This is a genomic window from Gordonia hirsuta DSM 44140 = NBRC 16056 (assembly GCF_000333015.1).
GTDB lineage: Bacteria > Actinomycetota > Actinomycetes > Mycobacteriales > Mycobacteriaceae > Gordonia > Gordonia hirsuta.
The window spans coordinates 87,673-110,311 of the sequence record NZ_BANT01000004.1; the positions used below are offsets into that span (position 1 = coordinate 87,673).

Genomic DNA, 22,639 nt, shown 5'->3' on the forward strand with positions numbered 1-22,639 from the left:
CGGTCAGTCAACCGGATCGGGGAGAACCCGCAGGTGGCCGCGGCGCCCGGGCCGGGGTCCGGCCGCCTCAGCACCCGACGGCGGACGGCGATCGGCGCGGTGGCGTCCGGGGGCCGGGGCATCGAAGTCGGCGTCGGCGCGCGCGGCGAACGAGGGCAGCGGCGGCAGTGCCGATCGGCCCGCACCACCGACTTCGCGCACCAGATCCGCCAGTGCGGTCAGCTCCTGGTCTTCGGCCGGCTGCACGAACTCCCGCTCGCTGCGCAACAGCTCCCAGCCGCGCGGCACGGTGATCCGGTCGGCGTGCTCGGAACACAGATCCCACGAATGCGGTTCATCGGCGCCGGCCAGCGGTCCGATCACCGCGGTGGATTCGGCGTACACGAAGGTCAGGGTCGCCACAGCGAGGCGCGAGCACCCGGGACGGCAGCACTGACGGGGAGAGTTCACACCGCTGAGCCTATCGCGCACCCGCCGCCGGGGGCGCATCGACACGCGACGACGGTCGGCCGACGGCTCCCCCTTGCGCCGATCGGCGCCGACCTAGACTTGCCGCTATGGCTAATCGAGCGACCGACCCGCAGCACCTGCTGGCACCGCCCCGGCGCACCCGGGACCGGCGCGGACGCGGTCTGCGAGGACCGCTGCTGCCGCCCGGAGTACCCGCCCGCCGCACCGAGGCCGCGCGGTTCGACCGGGCGGCGATCACCGCCTTCGCCGAGATCGACAGCCGCTGGCACGACCATCTGACCGATCTGGACGTGGCCGTCGACGACATCCCCCGGATGCTCCCGCGGGATGCGGCCACTGTGCAGTGGCCGGACGAGGTGACCGCCGACGGACCGGTGCCGCTGGCCCGGCTGATCCCGGCCGGCGTCGACGCACTCGGCCGGCCGACCCGCGCCCAGCTGATCCTGTTCCGCCGGCCCCTTGAGCTGCGCAGCCACGACGACGCCGACCTGCCGGAGATCCTGCGGGAGGTCCTGATCCAGCAGGTCGCCACCTATCTGGGGCTGGACGAGGAGACGATCGAAAGCGGGCCGGACGATTGAGCGTGCGTCGGCGCGGGCCGATCCGCCGACGACGCACACGCCGCAGACGACTCGTCCCCCGCAGTGGGAGGCTGCAGGGGACGAAAAGAGACTTCGCTGGTGCGGTGCCGGTCGGGTCAGACGATGCCGCGCTTGAGGCGCCGGCGTTCCCGCTCGGACAGTCCGCCCCAGATACCGAAACGCTCGTCATTGCCCAGCGCGTACTCCAGGCATTCGGCCTTCACTTCGCAGCCGTGGCAGATGCGCTTGGCTTCGCGGGTGGAGCCGCCCTTCTCCGGGAAGAACGCCTCCGGATCGGTCTGGGCGCACAGGGCACGGTCTTGCCACTGCTCGTCGGGGTCGTCGAACAGGGCATCGAAATCGTTGGGTACCGCGGACAGGTGACTGCCGTTGCCGGTGAACGCCGACGGCGGTCCCAGTGGGCTCCCGTACTGCGTACCGTTCTCCGCGAACGTCATCCGTCGCCTCCCTGCTCGATGATCAATCCGTCTCGCCGGTGACCCCGCACGGCCCGTCGCCGAGCTCCCCGACCGTGGAATCACACAGTTGTGATTAGACACGCACTCGGTGGCCGGGGTCAAGCGAACGCCGATATTCGCTGATATCACTTCCCCGCCCCCGCAGCCGGACACACCGCATCTCTTGAGTCCCTGCGGCGTGTCGCATCCTCCGCACGCCGCCCCGTCGGCCTCCCGCAGCCGACGTCGCGCACGCGTCGTCGTAGGGTGATCGCTGTGAAGGTGACGGTACTGGTGGGCGGCGTCGGCGGCGCCCGATTCCTGCAAGGTGTGCGCGAGGTCTTCGGACCCACGCCGTTCCCGGCGACCGAGGAGACCGTCGCGGGACCGCACACGGTCACCGCGGTGGTCAACGTCGGTGACGACGCCTGGATCCACGGGGTCCGGATCTGCCCGGACCTGGACACCTGCATGTACACCCTGGGCGACGGCATCGACACCGAGCGCGGCTGGGGCAGGATCGACGAGACCTGGCACGCCAAAGAGGAACTCGCCGCCTACGGCGCCGATCCGGACTGGTTCGGACTGGGCGACCGCGATCTGGCCACCCATCTGATCCGCACCCAGATGCTCGATGCGGGTTTCCGCCTCTCCGACATCACCGCGGCCCTGTCCCGGCGCTGGCAGCCCGGGGTCCGGCTGCTGCCGGTCACCGACGACCGCCACGAGACGCACGTGCTGATCGACAACCCCGGCGGCGAGCCCGGCGAACGCCTGGCCATCCACTTCCAGGAATGGTGGGTCCGCTACCGCGCCCAGGTCACCACCCACGGGTTCGCGCAGGTCGACGCCAATGCCAAGCCGGCGCCGGGGGTCCTCGAGGCCATCGCCGAGGCCGACGTCGTGCTGATCGCGCCGAGCAATCCGGTGGTCAGCATCGGCGCGATCGTCTCGGTGCCGGGGCTGCGCGGGGCGCTGCGCACCACGGACGCACCGGTGGTCGGGATCAGTCCGGTGATCGACGACAAGCCGCTGCGCGGCATGGCCGACGAATGCCTGTCGGTGATCGGGGTGGACACCACCTCCCGGGCCATCGCCGAACACTACGGTGCCCGCAGCGACACCGGGCTGCTCGACGGATGGCTGGTGGCCCCCGGGGACGCGGCCGTCAACGATCCGGTACCCGGGATAACCACTGCCGCCGCTCCCCTGCTGATGACCGATCCGGCCACCACCGCGCAGATGGTGCGCGCCGCCTGCGCGCTGGTCGGTGTGTCCGCCCCATGAACATCCCCGACCACCGGGCGGCCGGCGGCCTGACGGTTCTGCCGGTCACCGGCCTCGGCGAGTTCGGCCCCGGCAGCGATCTGGCCGGCGCGATCCTGGCCGCGGCCCCCTGGCTGGCCGACGACGACATCGTGGTGGTCACCAGCAAGGTGATCTCCAAGATCGAGGACCGGCTGGTGCCGGCCCCCGACGACCCCGAGGAACGCGAGACACTGCGCCGCACGCTGATCGGCGATGAAGCCGTGCGTATCGTCGCCCGGCGCGACCAGTTGATGATCACCGCCAACCGCAACGGGCTGGTGCAGGCCGCCGCCGGTATCGACGGCTCCAATGTGCCCGGCGACCGGCTGGCCCTGCTGCCGCGTGACCCCGATGCGAGTGCGGCGCGCCTGCGCGCGGAGCTGGCCGGCCGCGGCCGCCGGGTGGCCGTGGTGATCACCGATACGATGGGGCGGGCGTGGCGCTCGGGCCAGACCGATGTGGCCATCGGGGCGGCCGGACTCGCGGTGCGCCATTCCTACGACGGCACCGTCGATGAGTACGGGAACCCGTTGCGGGTCACCGATATCGCGGTCGCCGACGAGGTGGCCGCGGCGGCAGATCTGGTCAAGGGCAAGCTCGCCGGGGTACCGGTGGCCGTGGTGCGGGGCCTGGTCCCCGTCGACGACGGCAGCAGTGCCGCCGACCTGGTCCGCGACCCCGCCGACGACCTGTTCCGGCTCGGCACCGACGACGCCCTGGCCCAGGGGCGCGCGCAGGCGCTGCTCACCCGTCGCTCGGTCCGGCGGTTCGCGCCCGGGCGCATCGAGGCCGAGGTGATGCACGCGGCCTTCGCCGAGGCCCTGACCGCCCCGGCCCCGCATCACAGCCACCCGATCCGTTTCCTGTGGCTGCGCGACGACGCCCGGCGGCAGACCCTGCTCGAGGCGATGGCGGCGGACTGGCGCGCCGATCTGGCCGCCGACGGACGCTCGCGCGAGTCCATCGACGCCCGCGTCGCCCGCGGTCAGATCCTGTACGACGCCCCAGAACTGGTGATTCCGGTGCTCACCGGCGACGGCATGCACACCTATCCCGACGAGCGTCGCAACCGGTGCGAGCAGACGATGTTCACCGTCGCCGCCGGCGCCGCGGTGGGCTCGCTGCTGGTGGCGCTGTCGGTGCGCGATGTCGGCAGCTGCTGGGTGGGTTCGACGATCTTCGCCGCGCCGACCGTGCGGCGCGTGCTGGACCTGCCCGAGGACTGGGCGCCGTTGGGGGCGATCGCGATCGGCCGGCCGGCGGCCGAGAGCGGACTCCGTGGGCCCGCCGGCATCGAAGGACTGGTGATGGAGCTGTGACCGCCGCACTGACCGCCTCTGCGCGGCAGATCCTGGGCGCCTGGCAGGCCCCCGATCCCGACCAGGATGCGCTCCGGCACGCGTATCTGGCCTTCGTCGACGCCGCGACCGATCCGTGCGTCCGCGCCTGCGTTCCCGGCCACCTGACCGCCTCGGCGATCGTCTTCGACGCTACCGGCCGGCACGTCCTGCTCACCCTGCACCCGCGGGTGGGCCGCTGGGTCCAGCTGGGCGGACACTGCGAACCCGGCGACACCGGGCTGGACGCGGCTGCGCTGCGCGAGGCCACCGAGGAGTCCGGGCTGGCCGGCCTGGTGCTCTCGCCGTCGCCGGTCCAACTGCACACCCATCCGATCACCTGCTCGCTGGGCGTGCCGACCCGGCACCTGGACGTGCGCTACGGCGCGGTGGCGCCGCCCACCGCCGACGGGACACCGCCCGAACCGGTCTGCAGCGACGAGTCGATCGATCTGGCGTGGTGGCCGGTCGATGCCCTGCCCGAGAACGTCGACGCCGAGTCGGTTCCCGCGCTGATCACCTTGGGCCACGACGCACTGCGCGGCACCGAGCTAATTTCCTAACACCCGCGCCGACGGCAAGGTCCGTTACATCGGGCCGAGTCTTCGGTAGTAGTCAATGTCGCTGTCGAGGCCCTCGCCCACCCAGTTATCGACCTTTGTGTAATGGCCATGACGGAACCGCGGTCCGGTTATCGGAGGTGGACTGCTATCGATGTGCGGCAACAAAGACTGGTCGAATCGCTGATTCATTCTTCCACCCCGTGCCCTAACGTAAATGACGTCCGCCAGCACGATCAGATCCTGGTGGACTCGATACACCATGGTTCGCTCAACGTTAGACCTAATTGCGGCCCATTCAGTGCCGCTGCGCGGTCTTGGCGGAACATGGAGGAGCACAAGCATCTTCACTTTAAGGCCCTGCGCCGCGGCTTCAAGAGCAACGTTCCCCCCGTGGCTGTGGGCATAGATCGCTTCGACTTCGAGTGAACCACGCCGCCGCTGTACCCAATCGAGCAGCATTCGGGCGCCCTGGGCTCGATCAATGTCCGAATAGCCACCGGACCAACGGGGATAGTCGGCGCCGACATAGAGTTCTGGCGAAACGCAGTTACGGATGTGACCGTGGAGTGGCTCACCTGGCCGATACCAGGACGGGATAGTCAGTCGCCTCCACGTTCCGTGCAAAGTGAAACTGACATCTTCCTCACCATCGTCAGCGTCTTCCGCCTCGTCAGGAAGGGGATCTCCACCCGTTCTTCCGCCCGGACTGCCCGGACTGTCAGCATGACCGCTTTCCGGAACCGGTTGGCGATCGCCGACGGAGGACACCTCAGCTAGGAAGCGGATATCGTCGTAAGGGGATCGAATCGCTTGTTCAAGAACCTCGAGCGCCGACGCGTGAGCACCACGTGCCAGTGAGTCGAGGATCTGCGCGCTCGCTACACGCTCGATGGTCGTGGGCCCGAACGCGAGCATATGCTCCAGCAAGGATCTAAAACCCTGAACACTCGCCGAGCGACTGGTTTGCTCCTGCAATGCCACATATTGCGCGCGTGATAGAGCGGTTGGAGGTCTCCGATCTCCAACGAAGTCCCAGGGACCAGTGACCCCAGGCAATTCCCGGCCGTCAGCACCTGTTTCCCCTCGTATTACACCAGCTTCCTGCTGCCAATCTGTTGGCGAGTACCGCCCACGCACTCTCGGCACCGGCTGATAGGCAACCCGCTCTTCGGCGACGGCATCACCAACTTGTTCAAGCGCCTCGAACTCGGCGTCAAGCGGAGCGATCTGAGCCGAGAGTGGATCAGGATCCCTATCCGCTAGAGTTGATCCGAGGAAGTCAGCGGCGATTAACTGGATCGTCTCGATTCGCGAGGCGGCTGCACCCGCCTCGCGCGAGGAGAACGCTGCATCAGAACGCATAGGATCTGTGACGATTCTCAGTTCCATTTTCATACCCCCGTCACCGACCGGAGCCCAGGCACCGGCCGAAAGCTAAAGAGAGACCTTTAGATGACCGTGCTCTTGGCGACGGCGACGATACCGGCGGCGCTGACGGTGAACAGTTCGCGATCGTGTTCCAGGTCCACCCCGACCTGACCCTCCTCGCGGACCACCACGTTCTTGTCCAGGATCGCATTGCGGACCACCGCGTTGCGGCCGATCCGCACGCCCGGCATCAGGACCGAACCCTGCACCACCGCACCCTCCTCGATCACCACATCGGTGGACAGCACCGAGCTGTGCACCATGGCCCCGGAGACGATGCAGCCGGCACCGACCATCGAGTCGTTGGCCGCACCGCCGTGGATGAACTTGGCCGGCGGCAGGTGGGAGGTCTCACCGCGGATCGGCCAGCGGTCGTTGTAGAGGTTGAACGCGGGTTTGGCCGAGACCAGGTCCATGTGTGCCTCGTAGAAAGCGTCGATGGTGCCCACGTCTCGCCAGTAGCCGATGTCCGCGGGTGTGGATCCGGGTACCTCGTTGTCGTTGAAGTCGTAGACGTAGGCCTCCCCGCGTTCGACGAAGGCCGGGATGATGTCGCCGCCCATATCGTGGTCGGAGTCCGGATCGGCGGCGTCGGCGCGGAGCATCTCCACCAGGGCCGCCGTGGTGAAGACGTAGTTGCCCATGGAGGCGTAGGTGACCTCCGGATCGTCCGGGGTCCCCGGGGGATCGCTGGGCTTCTCCACGAAACCGGTGATCAGTCCGTCGGCGTCGGAATCGATGCAGCCGAAGGCCCGGGCCTCGGCCCGCGGAACCCGGATGCCGGCGACCGTCACCGCCGCACCGGTGGCGATGTGCTGCTCCACCATCTGCGACGGATCCATCCGGTAGACGTGGTCGGCGCCGAAGACGACGATGTAGTCGGGTTTCTCGTCCTCGATCAGGTTCATCGACTGGTAGATCGCATCGGCACTGCCGGTGTACCAGCGCGGCCCCAGCCGCTGCTGGGCCGGGACGGGGGTGATGAACTCACCGTGAAAGCCCGACGACCACCAGGTCTGGGAGATGTGTTTGTCCAGCGAATGCGACTTGTACTGCGTCAATACGCAGATGCGCTCGTAGCCGGCGTTGACCAGGTTCGAAAGAACGAAGTCGATGAGGCGGTACGAACTTCCGAAGGGCACCGCAGGTTTGGCGCGGTCCTTCGTCAGCGGATAGAGCCGCTTGCCCTCGCCCCCTGCAAGAACGATTCCGAGAACGTGCGGTTGAGATCTCACCTCTCCAACATATCCGGTAGCCCGGTGCGGTGGGCGCCGGCTGGTTGAGTTCAGGTCCTTAGACCACACCCGGGTCACACCCGAGCACCTCGTCAGCTCCGGCCGGCGACACTCAGGGTCACATCGATGGTCGCGGTGGCGGTCTCCCCCGGCCCGGCCAGCCGCGCAGCGGCGGCGGCCAGTTGTTCTCCGGTCCGGTGGAAACCGGCCGGACCCATACCCGCCAGATCTGCCAGCGACTCGGCGGTCAGCGCGACGCATGCGGTCACGGACCGGCTGCGCCGGACCGCCAGACCGGCGGCGGCCAGGTCCTTGTGCAGCCTGGCGAGTTTGCCCGATCCGATGTCCAGCATGCCCAGCGGCTCACGCACCTGCGCCAGATGCGCGGGATTAGGCGTGATGATGAGCCAGTGTCCGCCGGGTGCCAGAATGCGCGCGGTCTCGGCAGCATTGCGCGGCGCGAACACCGAGAGCACAGTGTCGGTCGACGCCGAGGCGATCGGCAGGGGCGACCAGACATCGGCGACCACCGCCAGCGCCCGCGGATGTGCCCGGGCCAGTGCCCGTGCACAGTATTTGGACAGGTCGGCGCCGATCCCGCCCGCCGTCGGGGCAGCCTCCAGCGCTGCGGCCAGATAGTGACCGGTACCGGCCCCGGCATCGACGATCAGCCTCGCGGCCGGATCGATCTCGCGGGCCAGCGCACCGGAGACGGCGTTGAAGACGCCCGCGTCCAGGATGCGCCGGCGTGCGGCGACCATGGTCGCGGTGTCGCTCAAATGCCGACGCGGCGCGCCGCCGAGCAGCGAGAGGTATCCCTGCCGGGCACGGTCGAACCGATGCCCGGCAGGACAGATGATTCCTCCGCCGACCTCGTCGACGGCTGCGCTGCAGACCGGGCAGCGCAACGCCGCCAACGCGCGCTGCCTCGGCGGCGGTGCGGCCTGGGTCAGGCCACGACCTCGCGCAGCGCTTCGCCCAGAGCCGACGCTTCTTCGTCGTTCAGCTCGACGACCAGACGGCCACCGCCGTCGATCGGAATGCGGACCACGATGCCACGCCCTTCCTTGACCGCCTCCAATGGACCGTCACCCATGCGGGGCTTCATCGCCGCCATTCTCGCGCTCCCTTCACGCCGACACACGTCGAACTAATTCGATGTCATGATACGTGGCGCAGCTCTCGTCAGCGATTCCGGGACTGGTCGACCACGTGCTCGGCGCCGTCACGGACCGACAGGTCGTGCACTGTGGCGCGCAGATCGTCGATCTCCCGGGCCAGCTTCTCCAGCGCCCAGTCGACCTCCTCCGGCTTGTAACCGCGCACGGTCTGCTGGAATACCAGCGCACGCGCATCATCGCCGGTGATCCCGGCCAGCGGCAGCCGGGTCAGGGTGGTGCCGCGCGGCACCGGGGGCAGATCCTCTCCGCGACCGAAGACCACCCAGACCAGTGCGAAGAGCACCGCCACGGCGACCGCCAGGCCGATGACGTACAAACCGATCGTCAACACGCTGTCAGCCTAACCGGCGCGCCGCCTCGGCGACCGGCGGTCGCTCGGCGACGGTCAGTTCGACCGGATGCGGGACAAAGCTGCCGTCGTCCCGTGGCAGATACTGCGTCAGTCCGACCCCCGAATCGGCGATCCCGCAGCGGCCCAGCAGCGTCGCGATGATCTGCCGGCTCATCACCGCCAGTTCGGTCAGCGGCCGGTTGCGGTGCGCCCGCACCCCGAGATTCACCTGGCCGATACCGGCCAGGCCGTAGCGGTCGTAGGTGTCCACCAGCAGGCCGATCTCCACACCGTAACCGGCGGCGAAGGGCACCGACGCCAGCAGTTCCCGGGTGCCGGCGTATTCGCCGCCCAGCGGCTGGATCACCTCGCCCAGTTCGGGTTTGAGCGCGGTCAGCAGCGGGCGCGCCATCAATTCGGTGACCCGGCCGCCGCCGTCGTCCAGCAGCGCCCCCGCCTCTCGCAGCGGGCGGCGGTAGTAGCCCTTGACCAGGTGGATCTGCGGATCCAGCAGCAGTGGACCCAGCAACCGCGGCACGAACATCGGATCGGGATCGACCAGATCGGCATCGACGAAGGCGATCAGATCGCCGGTGGTGGCAGCCACCGAACGCCACAGCGCTTCACCCTTTCCCGGCCGCGGTTCCAGATCGGCGAAGACCTCATCGCGCGCGACCACCCGGGCACCGGCCACGCGGGCACGTTGCGCCGTCCGGTCGGTCGAACCCGAGTCCAGAACCACCAGCTCGTCGACGAGACCGCCCAGGAGCGGACGGATCGAGCCGACCACACCGGCCACCGTCGCCTCCTCGTCCAGAGCCGGCAGCACCACCGAGACGGTGCGGCCGCCCTTGGCGGCGACCAGCTCCTCGACCGTCCAGGCCGGACGGTCCCAGGCGTGGGTATGCGACCACGGCGCCTGCGTACCCAGTGCGGCCGGGTTCGGGTCGGGAATGTTCATGCCAATCCTCTGACGGTGCGGGCAGGCGGTCGCGTGCCGGCGATGGAGGCGACCATGTCCACCACTCGGCGGGTCTCGGCGACCTCGTGCACCCGGAAGACACGGGCACCGGCGGCGGCGGCCAGGGCCGTCGACGCCAGCGTACCGGCCACCCGCTCGGACAGTTCCACGCCCAGGGTCTCGCCGATGAAGTCCTTGTTACTCAGGGCCATCAGCACCGGCCAGCCCGTACCGGTCAGCCGGTCCAGATGCCGCAGCAGTGTCAGCCCGTGGTGGGTGTTCTTCCCGAAGTCGTGCGTCGGATCGATCAGGATGCCGTCGCGACGCACCCCGGCGGCCAGGGCGCGTTCGGCCGCGGCGGTCAGCTCGTCGGTCACCTGTCCGACGATGTCGTCGTAGGCGATGCGGTGCGGCCGGGTCCGTACGACGGCCCCGCCGGTATGCGAGCAGACCAGTCCGGCGCCGACCTGCGCGGCCACGTGGACCAGGTCCGGGTCGGTGCCGGCCCAGGTGTCGTTGATCAGGTCCGCCCCGGCCGCGCAGGCGGCCTCGGCCACCTCGCTGCGCCAGGTGTCGACACTGATCAGGACCTGGGGATACCGCTGCCGGACCCAGCCGATCATCGGGACCACGCGGGCGGCTTCGGTGGCCGCATCCACCTCCTCGCCCGGACCCGCCTTGACCCCGCCGATGTCGACGATGTCGGCGCCGTCGGCGATCACCTGGTCCACCCGCTCCATCGCGGCCGCATCGGTGAAGGTGGCACCGCGGTCGTAGAACGAGTCCGGTGTGCGGTTGACGATCGCCATGATCAGCGCTCGATCGGCGGCCACCGGGCGCCCGCACAGGGTGGTCTCCGACACGGTCAGCGCGGCACCGTCGCCGCGGCCACCTCGGCGGGGTACCCCTCGTAGAACCGGACGTACCCGTCGGTGCGGCCCTGGAGCACCCACACCGGATCGTCGCCGACCTCGGCGAAGGACTCCTCGCGCAGTTCCACCTTCCGGTTCTTGAAGGTGGCGGTCGCCTCGATCTGGCCCACCTCGCGCAGGAACAGCGGTACCGCATATGCGGGCAGCTCCCGGTACAGGTGCGCTGCCAGCGCCTTGCCGTCGATCGCTCCGTCCACGGTCACCGCAGCCATCCCCGCGCGGCCGTCGCAGCCGGGGACCTCGACGCCGTAGACGACCGCCTCGGTGATGGCCGGGTAGCCGCCGAGGGCGCCCTCGACCTCGGTGGTGGCCACGTTCTCCCCCTTCCAGCGGAAGGTGTCGCCGAGCCGGTCGACGAAGGCGATGTGCAGGTATCCCTGCTGCCGGACCAGGTCGCCGGAGTTGAAGTAGGCGTCGCCGTCCTTGAAGGCGTCACGGATGATCTTCTTCTCGGTTTCCGAGCCGTCGGTGTAACCGTCCACCGGCACGCGCTCGGTGATCTGGCTGATCAGCAGGCCCGGCCGGCCCTTGCGGACCTTGCGCAGGCGCCCGTCCGGGTATCGCTTCGGGCTGCCGTCGGCCTCGTATTCGACCACCTTGAACGGCAGCGGGCAGAAGCCGGCGGTGCGCTTGGCGTTGAAGGCGTTGACGAAGACCAGGTTCAGTTCGCTCGAGCCGTAGAACTCGACGACCCGGTCGACTCCGAACCGGTCGGCGAACTCGTCCCAGATCTCCGGACGCAGGCCGTTGCCGACCATGATGCGCACCGCGTGCTGACGGTCGGTCGGCTTCTCCGGCTGAGCGAGCAGATAGCGGCACAGCTCGCCGATGTAGCAGAAGGCGGTGGCCCGGTTGGCGATGATCTCGTCCCAGAACCGGGAGGCCGAGAACTTCCGGCCGATCGCAATGCAGGCGCCGCCGGCGAGCACCGAGCCCAGGGACACCGACAGGGCGTTGTTGTGGTACATCGGCAGCGCCACGTACATGGTGTCGCTGGGCCGCAGCCGCACCGCCAGGCCGCCGATGCCCGAGTAGTTGGCCAGCCAGCGGCTGTGGCTCATCACGCTGGCCTTGGGCAGGCCGGTGGTACCGGAGGTGAAGATGTAGAACGCCAGCGTCGACGCCGGCAGGGTCGCGGTGACCGCCGGATCGGTATCGCGCTGATCGGCCGCCGCGGCATCGAGCTGGGCGAAGTCCAGCACGTGCTCGGGATGGCGCTCCGGGCTCATCGATTCCCAGGCCTGCACGCACTCGGGATCGCGGATGAGCACCTTGGCGTCCAGCAGCGACATGCTGTGGTCGATGGTCGTGCCGTGCTGGTTGTAGTTGAGCATGCCGGCCACCGCCCCGAGCTTGAGTGCGGCCAGGACCACCAGCAGATCGGTGCTGCTGTTCTCGGCGAGGATGCCGACCACATCGCCGGTCACCACGCCCCGGTCTGCCAGCACTCCGGCGTAGCGGTTGACCCGGCGGTTTGCCTCCCCGTACGAGAGCGTCTCGCCCTCGAACCGCACGAACGGGCGATCGGGGTGTTTGGCGGCCAGATCGGCGAAGACGCTGCCGATGGTCTTGCGGTCGTCGTGGGAACGCAGCAGCATGCCCGGGGCGTGGCGCAGCATCGACAGCGCATCGGGGGCCATCTGGAGCACGCCCTTCACCAGATCGCCGATGCCGACGGTGTTCTGCGTGGCCGGCTGGGCTTGCGCGTCCGGGGTGGTCGCGGTCTGGGTCATGATGTGTTCGTCCTTACTCGATCCAGCGAACGGTGCCGCTACCTTACCGCCGAGTCAGCTACCGCGAGCGCGGTACCCACGTCGGTGACCACTTGCAGCCGCTGCAGTGAATGCGGGGTCACGAAGCCGCGGCCGGCCAGATCGTCCAGCCAGCGAAGAATCGGCGTGTAGAAGTCGTCGTGGTTGAGCAGTGCCATCGGTTTGCCGTGCACGCCCAGAAACCCTCCGGTCCAGGTCTCGAACAGTTCCTCCAGCGTGCCGATACCGCCGGGCAAGGTGATGAACCCATCGGAGAGCTCGTCCATCAGCCGTTTACGTTCACGCATGGTGTCGGTGACGATCAGCTCATCGGAGTCGGTGTCGGCGACCTCGGCCTTCATCAGATGCTCGGGGATGATGCCGATGGTGTAGCCGCCGGCCTCGCGCGCACCCCGCACCAGTGCCCCCATCATGCCCACGCGACCGCCGCCGGAGACCAGGGTGTGTCCGGCCTCGGCGATGGCCGCGCCGGTCTGGGCCGCCAGGTCCAGGTAGGAGCGGTCGACCGGACCGGACGCGCAGTAGACGCAGATCGCGCTCACTGCCGGGGACCCGGGATCGCAGGGCTCATCGGACACCGACCGAACGAACGACGTCGACGGCCTCCTCGACCGTGTCCACCAGCGAGATCAAACCCATGTCCTCGGGGCTGATCATGGAGCCGGCCAGTAGGGACTCGCGCATCCAGTCCAGCAGCGGACCCCAGAACTCGCGGCCGACCAGCACGATCGGGAAGCGGGTCACTTTACCGGTCTGCACCAGCGTGACCGCCTCGAACAGCTCGTCGAGGGTGCCCACACCGCCCGGCAGACAGATGAAGGCCTGCGCGTACTTGACGAACATCGTCTTGCGGACGAAGAAGTACCGGAAATTCATTCCGACGGTGAGGTAAGGATTCATGTGCTGCTCGAACGGCAGCTCGATGTTCAGCCCGATCGATTCGCCGCCCGCCTCGAAGGCGCCCCGGTTGGTGGCCTCCATCGCGCCCGGACCTCCGCCGGTGATCACCGAATAGCCGGCCTCCACCAGGGCCCGGCCCAGGTCCACGCCCATCTGATACTCGGGCGATCCTTCCTTTACCCGCGCGGATCCGAAGACGGTGACCGCCTCGGAGACCTGGCTCAGAGCATCGAACCCGGCGACGAACTCGGACTGGATCCGCAGGACCCGCCAGGAGTCCTTGACGGTGGCCTCCAGCGCCAGCTCACGATCGGCGGGATCGACCCAGGCCAGCAGCTTCTCATCGTGGGTGATGTACTCCTGGCCCTCGGGTACCAGGAGTTTGGCGGCGCCGGCATAGCGGACCTCGGTGTCGTCGACGGGACGATCGTCGTCGAGGGGCTCGGGTGTCAGTGCGGTCATGGGCCTCACGCTAGCAACTCGCCGCCGGCGCCCGCCGGGGCGGACAGATAGCCGCGCAGCAGCTCTGTGACCTCACGGATCTGATCGACCGGCACGCGCTCGTCGGCACGGTGGGCCAGACTCGGATCGCCTGGCCCCAGGTTCACCGCAGGCACCCCCAACGCCGAGAACCGCGCCACATCGGTCCAGCCGTACTTGGCGCGGAAGCGTCCGCCGGCGGCGGCGACCAGTGCCGCAGCGGCCGGATGGCGCAGGCCCGGCAGGGCCCCCGGCGCCGAATCGGTGAGCTGTGCGCTCAGGACGCCGTCAGCCAGGTCGGCGGCGAACACCTCGCGCACATGCGCGAAGGCCTGCGCCTGGCTGCGATCGGGAGCGAAACGAAAGTTCACGTCCAGGTGCGCCTGATCGGGAACGACGTTGCCGGCCACTCCCCCGCCGATGCCCACTGCCGTGAGGCCCTCGCGGTACCGGCAGCCGTCGATGTCGACGCTGCGCGGCACGTATTCGCGCAGGGTGGTCAGCGCGTCGGCGAGTTTGTGAACGGCGTTCTCACCCATCCAGGCGCGCGCCGAATGCGCACGTGTCCCCTCGGCGGTCAGCCGGACGCGCAGGGTGCCCTGACAGCCGGCTTCGATCAGGCCGCCGGTGGGCTCGCCGAGAACCGCGACATCCCCGGCCAGCCAGTCCGGCTTCTCCCGCTCGATGAAGCCCAGGCCGTTGTGCTCGGCGGCGATCTCCTCGCAGTCGTAGCAGATCAGCGTCAGATCGTGCACCGGGTCGTCCAGCGTCGCCGCCAGATGCAGAAAGACCGCCAGCCCCGATTTCATGTCCACGGTGCCGCAACCGAGCAGCACGTCGCCTTCGTCGGGGGTGCGGGTCCGCCTCGACGGCACGTTGCCGGCGATCGGCACGGTGTCCAGGTGGCCGGCCAGGACGACCCGGGTGGGCAGGTTCCGGTGGGTGCGTGCCAGCACCCGGTTCCCGAACCGGCTGATCTCGAAGCCGCGGGTCTGGGCCCGCAGCGCCGCTTCGACCGCGTCGGCGATCAGCGACTCGTCGCCGCTGACGCTGCGGATGTCCACCAGTGCGGCGGTCAACTCGACCGGGTCGGCGCGCAGGTTCAGGTCCGGGACGCTCACGAGAACCACTGTAGCCGCGGCGAACTGCGGCGATAAACTCTTCCGGTGACCCCTACAGGTGCTGTTGCCATCGGAATCGCCACCCTCACGCACGACGACGTCGTCCTGGACACCTGGTTCCCCGATCCGGGGCTGACGACCGGCGGCCACCGGCCCGCCGGGACCACCGTCCTGAGCGATGTCGACACGCCGCGCGAGCTGCTCGATGCGGTCGGAGTCGACGGTGCGCGCGGTGTCCGCACGGTCGCGGTGCGCACCGTCGTCGCCGACCTGAACGACGACCCGGTCGACACCTACGACGTCTACCTGCGCCTGCACCTGCTCTCCCATCGCCTGGTCGCCCCGCACGGGCAGAACCTGACCGGCATCTTCGGGCTGCTGGCGACCGTGGTGTGGACCAACTTCGGGCCCTGCGCCGTCGACGGCTTCGAGGCCACCCGGGCACGGCTGCGCCGCCGCGGACAGGTCACCGTGTTCTCGGTCGACAAGTTCCCGCGGATGGTCGACTACGTGGTTCCCGGCGGAGTCCGCATCGGCGATGCCGACCGGGTCCGGCTCGGTGCCCACCTGGCGCCGGGCACCACCGTCATGCACGAGGGCTTCGTCAACTTCAATGCCGGTACTCTGGGCACCTCGATGATCGAGGGCCGTATCTCCTCGGGTGTGGTGGTCGGCGACGGCGCGGACATCGGCGGCGGCGCGTCGACGATGGGCACCCTGTCCGGCGGCGGGACCGAGGTGATCTCCATCGGCCGGCGCTGTCTGCTCGGCGCGAATGCCGGCTGCGGCATCCCGCTGGGCGACGATTGCGTGATCGAGGCCGGCCTCTACATCACCGCCGGAACCAAGGTGACCGATGCGCACGGCGCCGTCGTCAAGGCACGGGAACTGGCCGGGCGCAGCAATCTGCTGTTCCGTCGCAATTCGCGCACCGGCACCATCGAGGTGCGCACCGCCCGCGGCATCGAGCTCAACCAGGCCCTGCACACGAACACCTGAGCAGCCGTCTCGCCAGGCTCGCCTCGCCGGGGACCCGTGGATCTGCGCGCCGACGGTCGTTCGCGGCGCTGGATTCACGTCCGCGGCCCTCGCCCGGCGTTCGCGGCGCTGGATTCACGTTCGCGGCCCTCGTCCGACATTCGCGGCGCTCGGCTACAGGCGCAGCTCTCGCGAAGGCCGCGTTCGGACCGGGCGCCGCGAACACACGACGAGCGCCGCGTCCGCGTCGACGAGCGCCGCGAACACACGCTCAGCGCCGCGAACAGCCGGCCTGCTCAGGTCAGCCGGGCCGCAGCCGCCTCGACGCGTTCGTCGGTCGCCGTGAACGCCATCCGGATGTGCTCGGTGCCGCGCGGGCCGTAGAAGTCGCCGGGGGCCACCAGGATGCCACGGTCGGCCAGCCAGTCCAGGGTGGCCCGGGAGTCCTCGCCGCGGGTGGCCCACAGGTACAGCCCGGCCTCGGAGTGGTCGATCGTGAAGCCGGCCGATTCCAGTGCCGCCCGCAGGACCTCGCGGCGGCGCCCGTAGCGCTCACGCTGCGCATCGACGTGGACGTCGTCGTTCAATGCCGCGATCATCGCGCCCTGCACGGGGAACGGCACCATCAGCCCGGCGTGTTTGCGCACGGTCAGCAGCTCGGTGATCAGCGCCCGGTCACCGGCCAGGAAACCGGCCCGGTACGACGCCAGGTTCGACACCTTCGACAGCGAGTGCACCGCGATCAGTCCGGTGTGGTCGCCGTCGCAGACCGCCGGATCAAGCACCGAAACGGCCGGCTGATCCCAGGCCAGCCCCAGATAACACTCGTCGGAGATCACCACGACGCCGCGCTCGCGCGCCCAGGCGACCACCTTGCGCAGGTGGTCGACCGGCAGCACTTTGCCCGTCGGGTTCGACGGCGAGTTCAGGTACAGCACCACCGGTGTCTCGGGTCCGACCGCGATCGTCGAGTCCGCCCGCAGCACCCGCGCACCGGCCAGCAGCGCACCGACCTCGTAGGTCGGATAGGCGATCTCGGGGATCACCACCAGACCCCCGGCGGGCACCCCGAGCTGACCGGGCAGTCCGGCGATCGCCTCTTTGGTGCCGATGACCGGCAGGATCGACGACTCGTCGAGGCCGCCGACCCCGAACCGGCGAGACAGTGCCCCGGCAGCGGCTTCGCGCAGTGCCGGGGTGCCGGCGGTCGCCGGATATCCGGGGAACTCCGCCGCCTCGGCCAGCGCCGCCTGGATCACCGGATCCACCGGGTCCACCGGCGTGCCGACCGACAGGTCCACGATCCCGCCCGGATGGGCGCGCGCGGTCGCCGTCGCCTCGGCGAGGGTGTCCCAGGGGAATTCCGGAAGGGTGACGCTGACCGGGTTCAACCGAGCGGCGGGCACTTAGCCCTCTTCGCCCATCGGCGGCAGGTTCTTCACGAACGGCGGGTCGTAGTCGGTCTTGCCGACCTTGGCGGCACCGCCCGGCGAACCCAGATCGTCGAAGAAGTCGACGTTGGCGCTGACATACGGCTCCCACTCATCGGGGACGTCGTCCTCGTAGAAGATCGCTTCGACGGGGCACACCGGCTCGCAGGCACCGCAGTCGACGCACTCGTCGGGCTGGATGTACAGCATGCGCCCGCCCTCATAGATGCAGTCGACCGGGCACTCCTCCACGCACGCCCGATCCAGGACATCCACGCAGGGCTCAGCGATGATGTAGGTCACTCTCGGTTCTCCTTCACGTGCCAGGTCCACCGCCACCGGGGCTGATCGCGACGCGGACACCTTGACAGACGGCTACAGCCTATCTGCCCGGCCCCCATGCCGGGGAACTCGACGGGCGGCCCCGGAGTCACTCGTCCTCGCTCACCGGGCTGTATTTATATTCAGCCTGAAGAAAACATCGGAACGACGACGATCTGCGTCACATTCACTTGGAGGAATATATACCCCGAGGGGTATGGTTCATTCCATGAGGAGGCAGGCATGAGAATTGTGGTCGTCGGCGGGGTCGCCGGTGGAATGAGCGCAGCCGCCCGGGCCCGTCGCCTGGACGAGAACGCGGAGATCATCGTGTTCGAGCGCGGGGAACACCCCTCGTTCGCCAACTGCGGTCTGCCCTACTACGTCAGCGGTGAGATCGAGCAGGAGCAGGATCTGCTGGTGCAGACCCCCGAATCGCTGCGCGAGACCCTCGCCATCGACGTGCGCGTCCGGCACGACGTCATCGGCGTCGATCCGGCCGCCAAGACCGTGCTGGTCCGCAACGCCGACGGTGTCTCCACGGTCGCCTACGACGAGTTGATCCTGTCCCCCGGTGCGGTCGCCAACCGGCCCCCGATTCCGGGGCTGGACTCCCCGCGGGTGCAGACGCTGCGCACCGTCGGCGATGCGGTCCGCCTGAAGGACACCGTCACCGACGGCGCCACGCGAGCGGTGGTCCTCGGTGCCGGTTTCATCGGACTGGAAGCGGCCGAGGGGCTGCGCCTGCAGGGCCTGACCGTCGACATCGTCGAACTGGCCGCGCACGTACTGCCCGCACTGGAGACCGAGATCGCCTCCCTGGTCACCGCCGAACTGCGCGACAACCTGGGCATCACCGTCCACGACTGCGTGAGCGCCACAGCCATCGAAACCGGTCCGGTCCGGGACGTGGTGGTCCTGTCCGACGGGACCCGCCTGCCCGCCGATGTGGTGGTGCTCTCGGTCGGGGTCACCCCCGACACCGCGGTCTTCGCCGAGGCCGGTGTCGAGACCGAGCGCGGCGCGATCGTGGTCGACGGGCGCGGTCACACCAACCTCGACGGCATCTGGGCGGTCGGCGATGCCACCGTGAGCACCGATGCGGTGACCGGTCTGCGCCGGCCCGTGCCCCTGGCCGGCCCGGCCAACCGAGCCGGACGCCAGGTGGCCGATCACATCCTGACTCCCGAACGGGCCCGACCCATCCCGGCCACCGTCGGCACGGCGATCGTGCGGGCCGGCGGGCTGACGGCCGCGATGACCGGCGCCAACCGCGCCGCCCTGGCCGGCTCGGACAACGACTACTTCACCGTGCACCTGCATCCGGCCAACCACGCCGGGTACTTCCCCGGCGCCGAGCAGATCCACATGCTGATGCACGTGCGCACGTCCGACGGCCTCATTCTCGGTGCCCAGGCCGTGGGCCTGGACGGCGTGGACAAGCGGATCGACGTGCTCGCCACCGCCATCCGCAACCGGATGACCGCACCCGAGCTGATCGACCTGGACCTGGCCTACGCGCCGCCGTACGGGTCGGCCAAGGATCCGGTGAATCTGGCCGGGATGATCGCCGAGAACGTGCTCGACGGTGAACTGAAGCTCTGGTACGCCGAGCAGCTCGACGCCGACGACGCCGACGACTACCTGATCCTGGATGTGCGCAACCAGGACGAGTACGACCAGGATCATCTCCCCGGCGCCATGCTGGTGCCGGGCACCCAGGTCCGCGAACGTCTGGAGGAGATCCGCGAGGCCGCGGCGGGACGCCCCATCCGGGTGCACTGCGCCAGCGGCAAGCGCAGCTACCTGGCCTGCCGCACCCTGACCGCGGCCGGCCTGGAAGCCGCCAACCTGTCCGGCGGACTGGAGACGCTGCGCGCCCTGATTCCCGGCGAACCGGCGCTCGTCTGAGTCCGGTCCGGCTGTCGGCGGGCCACCGTCGACGACGATGAACCATCCCAACAACCCATCCTCACAAGGAGTACCACCATGTGTTCTCAGGCCACCTGCAAGACCTGCGGAAAGATCACCTGGCGCGGCTGCGGCGCCCACGTCGATCAGGTGATGCGCGGCGTTCCCACCGCCCGTCGCTGCCAGGGGCATCCCAAGGAGCCCAGCCGTCTGGCCAAGATGTTCGGTCTGGGCTGAGCCCGGCCACAGCTTCCCCACCGCTCGGTCCGCCGAGCACTAGAGACGGCGCCGGTCCCGCCACGGGACCGGCGCCGTCTGCCGTCGAAGCGAGGTCTGATCAGTCGACGACGGCCGGCGAGGTGCGGGCCGCCACCGGATCGGACACCGGCCCGTAGTCGGTGGTGCGCTGGCGCGGGATGCGGCCGATGCCGGTGACGATATCGTGCAGTTCGGCGACCGTCTTCTCGCTGCCGTGCTGGGAGCCGGCCATCCGGGAGATCGTCTCCTCCATCAAGGTGCCACCCAGATCGTCGGCACCGCCGCGCAGCATCACCCGGGTGCCCTCGATGCCGAGTTTGACCCACGAGGTCTGGATGTGGTCGATCCGGCCGTGCAGCATGAGCCGGGCCAGCGCGTGCACGGCCCGGTTGTCGCGCCGGGTGGGACCCGGGCGTGCCGCACCGGCCAGGTACAGCGGTGAGGACTGGTGGACGAACGGCAGCGGCACGAATTCGGTGAACCCGCCGGTGCGGTCCTGGATGCCGCGCAGCACATTCAGGTGCGCCACCCAATGGTGCGGCGAGTCGACGTGGCCGTACATCATCGTCGAACTCGAGCGCAGACCGACCTCGTGCGCGGTGGTGACCACCTCGATCCAGGAGGCGGTGGGCAGCTTGCCCTTGGTGAGCACCCAGCGGACCTCGTCGTCGAGGATCTCCGCGGCGGTACCCGGAATCGTGTCCAGGCCCGCCTCTTTGAGTCCGGTCAGCCAGTCCCGGATCGATTCACCGGCGCGGGCGGCACCGTTGACCACCTCCATCGGACTGAAGGCGTGCACGTGCATCTCCGGAACGCGGGCCTTGACCGCGCGCACGATGTCGGCATATCCCGAGGCCGGCAGTTCCGGGTCGATCCCGCCCTGCATGCAGACCTCCGTCGCCCCGGCCAGGTGGGCCTGGAAGGCCCGGTCGGCGACCTCGTCGGTGGACAGGGTGAAGGCGTCCGCATCCCCCTTACGCTGGGCGAAGGCGCAGAACCGGCAGCCGGTGTAGCAAATGTTGGTGAAGTTGATGTTCCGGTTCACCACGTAGGTGACCTCCTCACCGTTGACCTGTGCCCGCACCGCATCGGCCAGGGCGGTCAGCGCCTCCAGACCCTCGCCGTCGGCCGTGGCCAGGGCCAGATACTGCTCGTCGGACAGGCCGCCCGGATCGTTCTCGGCATGCCGCAGCGCCGCACGCACCTCACTGTCCAGGCGCCGCGGGGCACTCTGATCGCCCAGCGCCAGGACCTGTTCGCGGATGGTGTCCCAGTCCCCGAAGGCGCTCGACAGATCGCTGCGCGTCTGCGCATTGCGGCCGTCGACGTCGATTCCGGTGTGCAGATCCACCCGCCCGGAGGAGTCCCACTGCTCGTCGGGCTCCTGCCACGGCAGCCCCACGGGGATCGCCCCCGCGCGGGCCAGGCCGGTGACCGGATCTGCCAGGGCACCCACATGGGCGGCGATGCGCGGATCGATCCACGGCTGCCCGGCCAACACATACCGCGGCTGCGCCGCGATGCGCTCGGTGAGCGTGAAGCCGGCCGAGGCGGTGATCTGCGCCAGATCATCCAGATTCGGCCAGGGCCGCTCGGGGTTGACGTGGTCGGGGGTCAGCGGGGAGACCCCGCCCCAGTCGTCGATGCCGGCGGCGATCAGCGCCCGGCACTCGTGCTCCGAAACCAGATTCGGCGGTGCCTGGATCGGCATCCCGGGGCCCAGCAGCAACCGGGCCACCGCGATCGAGGCGAGGAACTCGCTCATCTCGGCGTCGGGGATCTTGCCCATCGCGGTGTCCGGTTTGGCCCGGAAATTCTGCACGATGACCTCTTGCACATGCCCGAAAGCCTTGTGCACCTTGCGGATCGCCAGAATCGAGTCGACCCGTTCGGCGCGCGTCTCCCCGATGCCGACCAGAATGCCGGTCGTGAACGGTACCGCCAGCCGGCCGGCGTCGACCAGCACCTGCTCGCGGACCACCGGATCCTTGTCGGGGCTGCCGTAGTGGCACTCCCCCTTGTCGGTGAAGAGCCTGCGGGCGGTGGTCTCGAGCATCATGCCCATCGACGGCGCCACCGGCTTGAGCCGGTTGATCTCCTCCCAGCTCATCACCCCCGGATTCAGATGCGGCAGCAGTCCGGTCTCCTCCAGGACCCGGATCGCCGCGGCCCGGACGTAGTCGAGGGTGGAGTCGTAGCCGCGCTCGTCGAGCCACTGGGCGGCCACCTCCCAGCGGTCCTCGGGACGGTCGCCGAGGGTGAACAGCGCCTCCTTGCAGCCGATCTCGGCGCCGCGCCGGGCGATCTCGACCACCTCGTCGAGCTCCAGATAGGCGCCCTGACCGGCGCGCGCGAGTTTGCCCGGCACCGTCACGAAGGTGCAGTAGTGGCAGCGGTCGCGACACAGCCGCGTCAGCGGGATGAACACCTTGCGCGAGTAGCTGATCTGCCCGCTGCGCCCGTCCTCGGCCAGTCCGGCGTCGCGAACCCGGGCGGCGGCGGCGCACAGTTCCTGCAGATCGTCCCCGCGGGCGGCCAGCAGCACCGCCGCCTCGTCGGGATTGAGCGTGACACCGTCGCGGGCACGGCGCAGAGCCCTGCGCATCGCGGACGGCGACGGAACGGTTTCTGGGGTCACGCTCCCACTGTAGACATGCCGCCACCGCACCCGGTCGGCACCGA

At 69.3% G+C, this 22,639-nt stretch carries 23 protein-coding genes; 7 read left to right on the plus strand and 16 right to left on the minus strand.

The features are described from left to right. Window positions 1-3 precede the first annotated feature (3 nt). Complete coding sequence (locus GOHSU_RS01940; RefSeq protein WP_211220454.1) at window positions 4-450, minus strand: DUF3499 domain-containing protein; 447 nt, start codon at window positions 448-450, stop codon at window positions 4-6. 107 nt (window positions 451-557) lie between these two features. On the opposite strand from GOHSU_RS01940, the gene GOHSU_RS01945 reads away from it, so the two are divergent. Continuing rightward, window positions 558-1,052, plus strand: a complete 495-nt coding sequence (locus tag GOHSU_RS01945) for a metallopeptidase family protein (protein ID WP_005935974.1) — start codon at window positions 558-560, stop codon at window positions 1,050-1,052. A gap of 116 nt (window positions 1,053-1,168) precedes the next feature. On the opposite strand, the gene GOHSU_RS01950 is transcribed toward GOHSU_RS01945, so the two are convergent. Then, window positions 1,169-1,510, minus strand: coding sequence for a WhiB family transcriptional regulator (locus GOHSU_RS01950; RefSeq protein ID WP_005935977.1), 342 nt, complete (start codon window positions 1,508-1,510; stop codon window positions 1,169-1,171). A 276-nt stretch (window positions 1,511-1,786) separates the two neighbouring features. Here GOHSU_RS01950 and cofD point away from each other — a divergent pair, with 276 nt between their 5' ends. The 3 genes from cofD to GOHSU_RS01965 are packed head-to-tail and all read left to right on the plus strand — an operon-like array spanning window position 1,787 to window position 4,718. Further along, window positions 1,787-2,797, plus strand: a complete 1,011-nt coding sequence (gene cofD / locus GOHSU_RS17135) for a 2-phospho-L-lactate transferase (protein ID WP_024332715.1) — start codon at window positions 1,787-1,789, stop codon at window positions 2,795-2,797. Beyond that, window positions 2,794-4,137: a coenzyme F420-0:L-glutamate ligase gene (locus GOHSU_RS01960; protein ID WP_005935982.1), complete on the plus strand. Its 1,344-nt coding sequence runs from the start codon at window positions 2,794-2,796 to the stop codon at window positions 4,135-4,137. Before cofD ends, GOHSU_RS01960 begins: the two co-directional genes overlap by 4 nt. Next, window positions 4,134-4,718, plus strand: coding sequence for an NUDIX hydrolase (locus GOHSU_RS01965; protein WP_005935986.1), 585 nt, complete (start codon window positions 4,134-4,136; stop codon window positions 4,716-4,718). The genes GOHSU_RS01960 and GOHSU_RS01965 overlap by 4 nt, the downstream gene beginning before the upstream one ends. A 24-nt stretch (window positions 4,719-4,742) precedes the next feature. Here the strand turns inward: GOHSU_RS01965 and GOHSU_RS16690 are convergent, their stop codons facing one another. The 11 genes from GOHSU_RS16690 to dapE form a co-directional block, all read right to left on the minus strand. Beyond that, on the minus strand, window positions 4,743-6,113 hold the full coding sequence (locus GOHSU_RS16690; protein WP_005935990.1) for a hypothetical protein: 1,371 nt from the start codon (window positions 6,111-6,113) through the stop codon (window positions 4,743-4,745). 53 nt (window positions 6,114-6,166) lie between these two features. Further along, window positions 6,167-7,381, minus strand: coding sequence for a glucose-1-phosphate adenylyltransferase (glgC, locus tag GOHSU_RS01975; RefSeq protein WP_005935993.1), 1,215 nt, complete (start codon window positions 7,379-7,381; stop codon window positions 6,167-6,169). A gap of 92 nt (window positions 7,382-7,473) precedes the next feature. Further along, on the minus strand, window positions 7,474-8,298 hold the full coding sequence (locus tag GOHSU_RS01980; RefSeq protein ID WP_005935997.1) for a putative RNA methyltransferase: 825 nt from the start codon (window positions 8,296-8,298) through the stop codon (window positions 7,474-7,476). Window positions 8,299-8,330: 32 nt separating this feature from the next. Then, complete coding sequence (locus tag GOHSU_RS16440) at window positions 8,331-8,498, minus strand: DUF3117 domain-containing protein (RefSeq protein WP_005935999.1); 168 nt, start codon at window positions 8,496-8,498, stop codon at window positions 8,331-8,333. A gap of 68 nt (window positions 8,499-8,566) precedes the next feature. After that, a complete protein-coding gene (locus GOHSU_RS01985) occupies window positions 8,567-8,893 on the minus strand; it encodes a DivIVA domain-containing protein (RefSeq protein WP_005936002.1) in 327 nt (108 codons plus the stop codon). 4 nt (window positions 8,894-8,897) lie between these two features. Next, the gene (locus tag GOHSU_RS01990; RefSeq protein ID WP_005936005.1) at window positions 8,898-9,854 is read right to left on the minus strand and encodes a glucosyl-3-phosphoglycerate synthase; all 957 of its coding nucleotides are present in this window, start codon (window positions 9,852-9,854) and stop codon (window positions 8,898-8,900) included. After that, complete coding sequence (gene folP, locus GOHSU_RS01995) at window positions 9,851-10,723, minus strand: dihydropteroate synthase (RefSeq protein WP_024332718.1); 873 nt, start codon at window positions 10,721-10,723, stop codon at window positions 9,851-9,853. Before folP ends, GOHSU_RS01990 begins: the two co-directional genes overlap by 4 nt. Further along, a complete protein-coding gene (locus GOHSU_RS02000) occupies window positions 10,720-12,519 on the minus strand; it encodes a long-chain-acyl-CoA synthetase (protein WP_005936009.1) in 1,800 nt (599 codons plus the stop codon). The genes folP and GOHSU_RS02000 overlap by 4 nt, the downstream gene beginning before the upstream one ends. 38 nt (window positions 12,520-12,557) lie before the next feature. Further along, entirely contained in the window at window positions 12,558-13,100 is a 543-nt protein-coding gene (locus GOHSU_RS02005) for an LOG family protein (RefSeq protein ID WP_024332719.1), read from the minus strand. Window positions 13,101-13,125: 25 nt separating this feature from the next. Further along, a complete protein-coding gene (locus GOHSU_RS02010; protein WP_005936013.1) occupies window positions 13,126-13,920 on the minus strand; it encodes an LOG family protein in 795 nt (264 codons plus the stop codon). Window positions 13,921-13,925: 5 nt separating this feature from the next. After that, entirely contained in the window at window positions 13,926-15,059 is a 1,134-nt protein-coding gene (dapE, locus tag GOHSU_RS02015) for a succinyl-diaminopimelate desuccinylase (RefSeq protein WP_005936015.1), read from the minus strand. 45 nt (window positions 15,060-15,104) lie between these two features. Between dapE and dapD the strand changes: the two genes are divergently transcribed. Continuing rightward, entirely contained in the window at window positions 15,105-16,058 is a 954-nt protein-coding gene (dapD, locus tag GOHSU_RS02020) for a 2,3,4,5-tetrahydropyridine-2,6-dicarboxylate N-succinyltransferase (RefSeq protein WP_005936016.1), read from the plus strand. Between the two features lie 275 nt (window positions 16,059-16,333). Here the strand turns inward: dapD and dapC are convergent, their stop codons facing one another. Both dapC and fdxA read right to left on the minus strand, forming a co-directional pair. Continuing rightward, a complete protein-coding gene (gene dapC, locus GOHSU_RS02025) occupies window positions 16,334-17,443 on the minus strand; it encodes a succinyldiaminopimelate transaminase (RefSeq protein WP_005936019.1) in 1,110 nt (369 codons plus the stop codon). Beyond that, entirely contained in the window at window positions 17,444-17,770 is a 327-nt protein-coding gene (fdxA, locus tag GOHSU_RS02030) for a ferredoxin (protein WP_005936021.1), read from the minus strand. 261 nt (window positions 17,771-18,031) lie between these two features. Between fdxA and GOHSU_RS02035 the strand changes: the two genes are divergently transcribed. Together GOHSU_RS02035 and GOHSU_RS16970 are read left to right on the plus strand one after the other, a co-directional pair. Next, the gene (locus tag GOHSU_RS02035) at window positions 18,032-19,699 is read left to right on the plus strand and encodes an FAD-dependent oxidoreductase (protein ID WP_005936023.1); all 1,668 of its coding nucleotides are present in this window, start codon (window positions 18,032-18,034) and stop codon (window positions 19,697-19,699) included. 78 nt (window positions 19,700-19,777) lie between these two features. Continuing rightward, window positions 19,778-19,936: a DUF8730 family Cys-rich protein gene (locus GOHSU_RS16970; protein ID WP_005936025.1), complete on the plus strand. Its 159-nt coding sequence runs from the start codon at window positions 19,778-19,780 to the stop codon at window positions 19,934-19,936. Between the two features lie 100 nt (window positions 19,937-20,036). On the opposite strand, the gene GOHSU_RS02040 is transcribed toward GOHSU_RS16970, so the two are convergent. Beyond that, window positions 20,037-22,595: a bifunctional FO biosynthesis protein CofGH gene (locus GOHSU_RS02040; protein ID WP_345917285.1), complete on the minus strand. Its 2,559-nt coding sequence runs from the start codon at window positions 22,593-22,595 to the stop codon at window positions 20,037-20,039. Window positions 22,596-22,639: the final 44 nt, after the last annotated feature.